Annotated in this window: 4 protein-coding genes and 2 rRNA genes; all 6 read left to right on the plus strand. The window is 68.4% G+C overall.

Annotated elements, in window-relative coordinates:
• Window positions 1-380 (plus strand): 23S ribosomal RNA (locus ACILQS_RS15835); the annotation flags it as partial.
• 144 nt (window positions 381-524) lie between these two features.
• Window positions 525-641 (plus strand): 5S ribosomal RNA (gene rrf / locus ACILQS_RS15840).
• A gap of 77 nt (window positions 642-718) precedes the next feature.
• On the plus strand, window positions 719-1,744 hold the full coding sequence (locus ACILQS_RS15845) for a hypothetical protein (RefSeq protein ID WP_395641090.1): 1,026 nt from the start codon (window positions 719-721) through the stop codon (window positions 1,742-1,744).
• A complete protein-coding gene (locus tag ACILQS_RS15850; protein ID WP_395641091.1) occupies window positions 1,731-2,786 on the plus strand; it encodes an HAD-IIA family hydrolase in 1,056 nt (351 codons plus the stop codon). Before ACILQS_RS15845 ends, ACILQS_RS15850 begins: the two co-directional genes overlap by 14 nt.
• Window positions 2,783-2,944, plus strand: coding sequence for a hypothetical protein (locus tag ACILQS_RS15855; RefSeq protein ID WP_395641092.1), 162 nt, complete (start codon window positions 2,783-2,785; stop codon window positions 2,942-2,944). The genes ACILQS_RS15850 and ACILQS_RS15855 overlap by 4 nt, the downstream gene beginning before the upstream one ends.
• An 8-nt stretch (window positions 2,945-2,952) precedes the next feature.
• Entirely contained in the window at window positions 2,953-3,750 is a 798-nt protein-coding gene (locus ACILQS_RS15860; protein ID WP_395641093.1) for a TlyA family RNA methyltransferase, read from the plus strand.
• The last annotated feature ends 125 nt before the right edge of the window (window positions 3,751-3,875 follow it).

Raw genomic sequence — 3,875 nt, forward strand, 5'->3', positions numbered from 1 at the left:
GGGCTGGAGTAGGTCCCAAGGGTTGGGCTGTTCGCCCATTAAAGCGGTACGCGAGCTGGGTTTAGAACGTCGTGAGACAGTTCGGTCCCTATCCTCTGCGCGCGCAGGAAATTTGAGAAGAGCTATCCCTAGTACGAGAGGACCGGGATGGACGAACCTCTGGTGTGTCAGTTGTTCCGCCAGGAGCACCGCTGATTAGCTACGTTCGGAACGGATAACCGCTGAAAGCATCTAAGCGGGAAGCCGGCTTCAAGATGAGATTTCCATCCCTTAGGGGGAGAGGCTCCCAGCTAGACGACTGGGTTGATAGGCAGGATGTGGAAGTGGGGACTAAAGACCCATGGAGCTGACCTGTACTAATAAGCCGATGACTTGATAACACACAGTTTTGCATGGTCTGTTTCGACAGATTGCTGCTCGCGTCCACTTGTAGCTCTCGACGTACGGTCGAGAGCGCGCCCGAAAGGGCTCGCTGGTTTCCCGGTGTTTCGACACCGTGAGACTAGACACTAAGTCAATAGTGTTACGGCGGCCATAGCGAAGGGGAAACGCCCGGTCACATTCCGAACCCGGAAGCTAAGACCTTCTGCGCCGATGGTACTGCAAGGGTGACCTTGTGGGAGAGTAGGACACCGCCGGACTTCTTTCAGAAAGGGGCTACCCGCATGCCGGGTAGCCCCTTTCTTCGTTAACAGCCTCGCGACATTCAGGAGTACCGATGAGCGACCCTTCGTCACGCCGGCCGAAGCCGCGGACCGATCGCAAGCCGCCGACCGGCAAGCCCGTGGCCGGCAAGCCGTCCGATCGCAAGCCCTCCGATCGCAAGCCGTCTGACCGGAAGCCATCGGATGGCGCTGCGTCCGGCGATCGCAAGCCGTACGCGCCTCGCGAAGGTGCGCCGGGGGAGCGGAAGCCGTATGCCCGCAAGCCCCGCGACGGCGCTCCTGTCGATCGCAAGCCGTACGACCGCAAGCCGTCCGATCGAGGCTCGGATTCGGATCGGCGCCCGCCGCGTCCCCGTGACGAGGATGATCGCCCCCGCCACGACGATCCCGAGATCCCCGAGACGGTCCTCGCGAACCAGCTCGACAAGGTCGCCCGCGCCGAACTCAAGACGCTCAGCAAGGACAACGCCGACTGGGTGGCCCGCCATCTGGTGATGGCGGGCCAGCTGATCGACGAGGACCCGGCTCTCGCCCACAAGCACGCGCAGGCGGCGGGCCGCCGTGCCGGCCGGATCGCGGTCGTTCGCGAGACGGTCGGGATCACCGCCTACGCCCTCGGCGAGTTCGAACTCGCCCTCCGCGAGTTGCGCACCTACCGCCGGATCTCCGGTCGCGACGATCAGTTGCCGCTCATGGTGGACTGCGAGCGCGGGATCGGCCGTCCTGAGAAGGCGCTCGAACTCGGTCGGTCCGTCCCGCGGGCGACCCTCGACGCGGCGGTCCAGGTCGCGCTCGCGATCGCGATGTCGGGCGCCCGACTCGATCTGGGGCAGCCCGAGGCGGCTCTCACCGAGCTGCAGATCCCGCAGCTCGACCCCGAGCGCGCGTTCGTGTGGAGCCCGGCCCTGTTCGACGCCTACGCGACGGTGCTCGAGGACCTGGGGCGCACCGACGAGGCCGAGCAGTGGTGGCAGCGCTCCGATCGGGCGACGATCGCCCTCGATCGCGCCACGATTCCTGCGGGTGAAGACGTGGTGGAGATCATCGACGAGGACTGGGACGAGGATGCCCCGCACTGATCGGGGGTCGTCGACGGCTGCGGCCTCGCCTCTCGAGGGCGTCGACGTGCTGCTCGCCGATCTCGACGGGGTCGTGTATCGCGGGGATGACGCCATCCCGCATGCGGTCGAGAGTCTCAACCGTGCCCAGTCGACGCTGCGTGTCGGCTATCTGACGAACAACGCGTCGCGCACCGACGTGACGGTCGCCGCGCACCTGACCGATCTCGGCCTCACCGTGGCGCCCCAGGACGTCGTCACGTCGCCGCAGGCCGCCGTGAAGCTGCTCGCCGGTCTCGTCGATCCCGGCAGTCGGATCCTCGTCGTGGGGGGCGAGGGGCTCATCACCGAGGTCGAACGTGCGGGCTTCATGGTCGTGACCTCGGCCGACGACGCACCGGCCGCCGTCATCCAGGGTTTCGCTCCTCAGGTCGCCTGGACCGATCTCGCCGAGGCCGCCTTCGCGCTCAAGGCCCGCGACGGTGCCGACGGCATCCCGTGGGTCGCGACGAACACCGACTGGACCATTCCGCAGGCTCGCGGCACGGCGCCGGGCAACGGCACGCTCGTATCCGCCGTGCACACCGCGGTCGGCCGGCTTCCCGTCGTCGCGGGCAAGCCCGAGCGCGCGATCTTCGACGCCGCGGCGCTGCGCTTCGCCGCGTCATCGCCGCTGTTCATCGGCGACCGTCTCGACACCGACATCGTCGGAGCGAACCGGGCGGGGATGGCGTCGGCCCTCGTGTTGACCGGCATCGACGGTCCGAAGCAGGTGCTCGCGGCGGAACCCGAGTTCCGTCCCACCTTCCTCCTCGGCGACCTGCGCGATCTCTTCGCGCCCTATCCGCCCACCGAGGTCACCGAGAAACGCGGGGCGAAGCTGGTGCGCGTCGGCCGCGCGGTCGTGAAGGTGGACGGTCGCGCGGTGACGCTCGACCGGAGCGGCGACCCGGTGGACGTGCTCCGCGCAGCGTCTGCGGCGATCTGGGGCTCGGGATCGCCGATCTACGCTCTCGAGGTCGCCCCCGAGCTCTACGCGACGCAGCTATCGTGGGGATCATGACCGACGAGGCCGGATTCGACGAGGAGGGCAGCGCGCTGCTCTCCCGGCTGAGAGTCATCGAGGATCAGCCGCTCGAGACGCGTGCCGAGCACCTCGCGCAGGTCTACGAGGAGCTGCGCTCCGTGCTGGAGTCCGGCGACTCCCGCACGTCCGCGTAGCGTTCCCGATGACCGATCCCTCCCGCCTCGACGCCGAACTCGTGCGTCGCGGACTCGCGCGGTCTCGCGCCCTCGCGGTGACGGCGATCGAGGAGGGGCGCGTGCAGGTGGATGGGCGCGCCGTGGTGAAGCCCGCGACGAAGGTCGCGCCGGATGCCGTGCTCGCGATCGACGGCGAGGACCGCTACGTGAGCCGAGCGGCCCTGAAACTCGCCGGAGCTCTCGACGCGTTCCCGATCGACGTCGCCGGCCGCCTCGCGCTCGACGTCGGGGCTTCGACCGGCGGATTCACCCAGGTTCTGCGGGAACGCGGTGCCCGCGAGGTCATCGCGCTCGATGTCGGCCACGGACAGCTCGCCGCGGTGGTCCGCGCCGATCCGCGGGTGCGGGTCGTCGAGGGGGTGAACGCCCGGGCGCTCGATGCGGCGGCGCTGGCCGCGGCATCCGGCACCACCGAGCGGCCCGACCTCGTGGTCGGCGATCTCTCGTTCATCTCGCTCACCCAGGTGATCCCGGCGCTCGTCGCGACGGTGGGCACCGACGCCGACTTCGTCCTGCTCGTGAAACCTCAGTTCGAGGTGGGGCGGCAGGGCGTGCGGGAGGGCATCGTGCGGGATAAGGGCCTGCGGCACGACGCCGTCAGCGGAGTGCTCTGGGCGGCCTGGGATGCTGGGCTCGCGACGGCGGGCATCGTCCCCTCCCCAGTGCTCGGCGGCAACGGCAATCAGGAGTATCTGCTCTGGGCACGAGCCGCTGTCGGATCCCATCCCCCAGAATGGGAGAGCGTGATCGACGCGCTGCCCTAGGCCTCGCGTCGTGATCGTCGACCACCCGCCACCGATCGTTCCAGGAGGAGCACGTTGTCCGACGTCCGCCACCTGCTCGTCGTGGCCCACACCGGCCGCCCCGATTCGCTCGAGGCCGGCGTCGA

The sequence above is a fragment of the Pseudolysinimonas sp. genome (assembly GCF_044239695.1).
Classification (GTDB): Bacteria; Actinomycetota; Actinomycetes; order Actinomycetales; family Microbacteriaceae; genus Pseudolysinimonas_A.

What these genes read in the sequence shown, in the direction of transcription:
- ACILQS_RS15845 (WP_395641090.1), top strand. Translation starts at nt 719, where the DNA reads ATGAGCGACCCTTCGTCACGCCGGCCGAAGCCGCGGACCGATCGCAAG.
- ACILQS_RS15850 (WP_395641091.1), top strand. Translation starts at nt 1,731, where the DNA reads ATGCCCCGCACTGATCGGGGGTCGTCGACGGCTGCGGCCTCGCCTCTC.
- ACILQS_RS15855 (WP_395641092.1), top strand. Translation starts at nt 2,783, where the DNA reads ATGACCGACGAGGCCGGATTCGACGAGGAGGGCAGCGCGCTGCTCTCC.
- ACILQS_RS15860 (WP_395641093.1), top strand. Translation starts at nt 2,953, where the DNA reads ATGACCGATCCCTCCCGCCTCGACGCCGAACTCGTGCGTCGCGGACTC.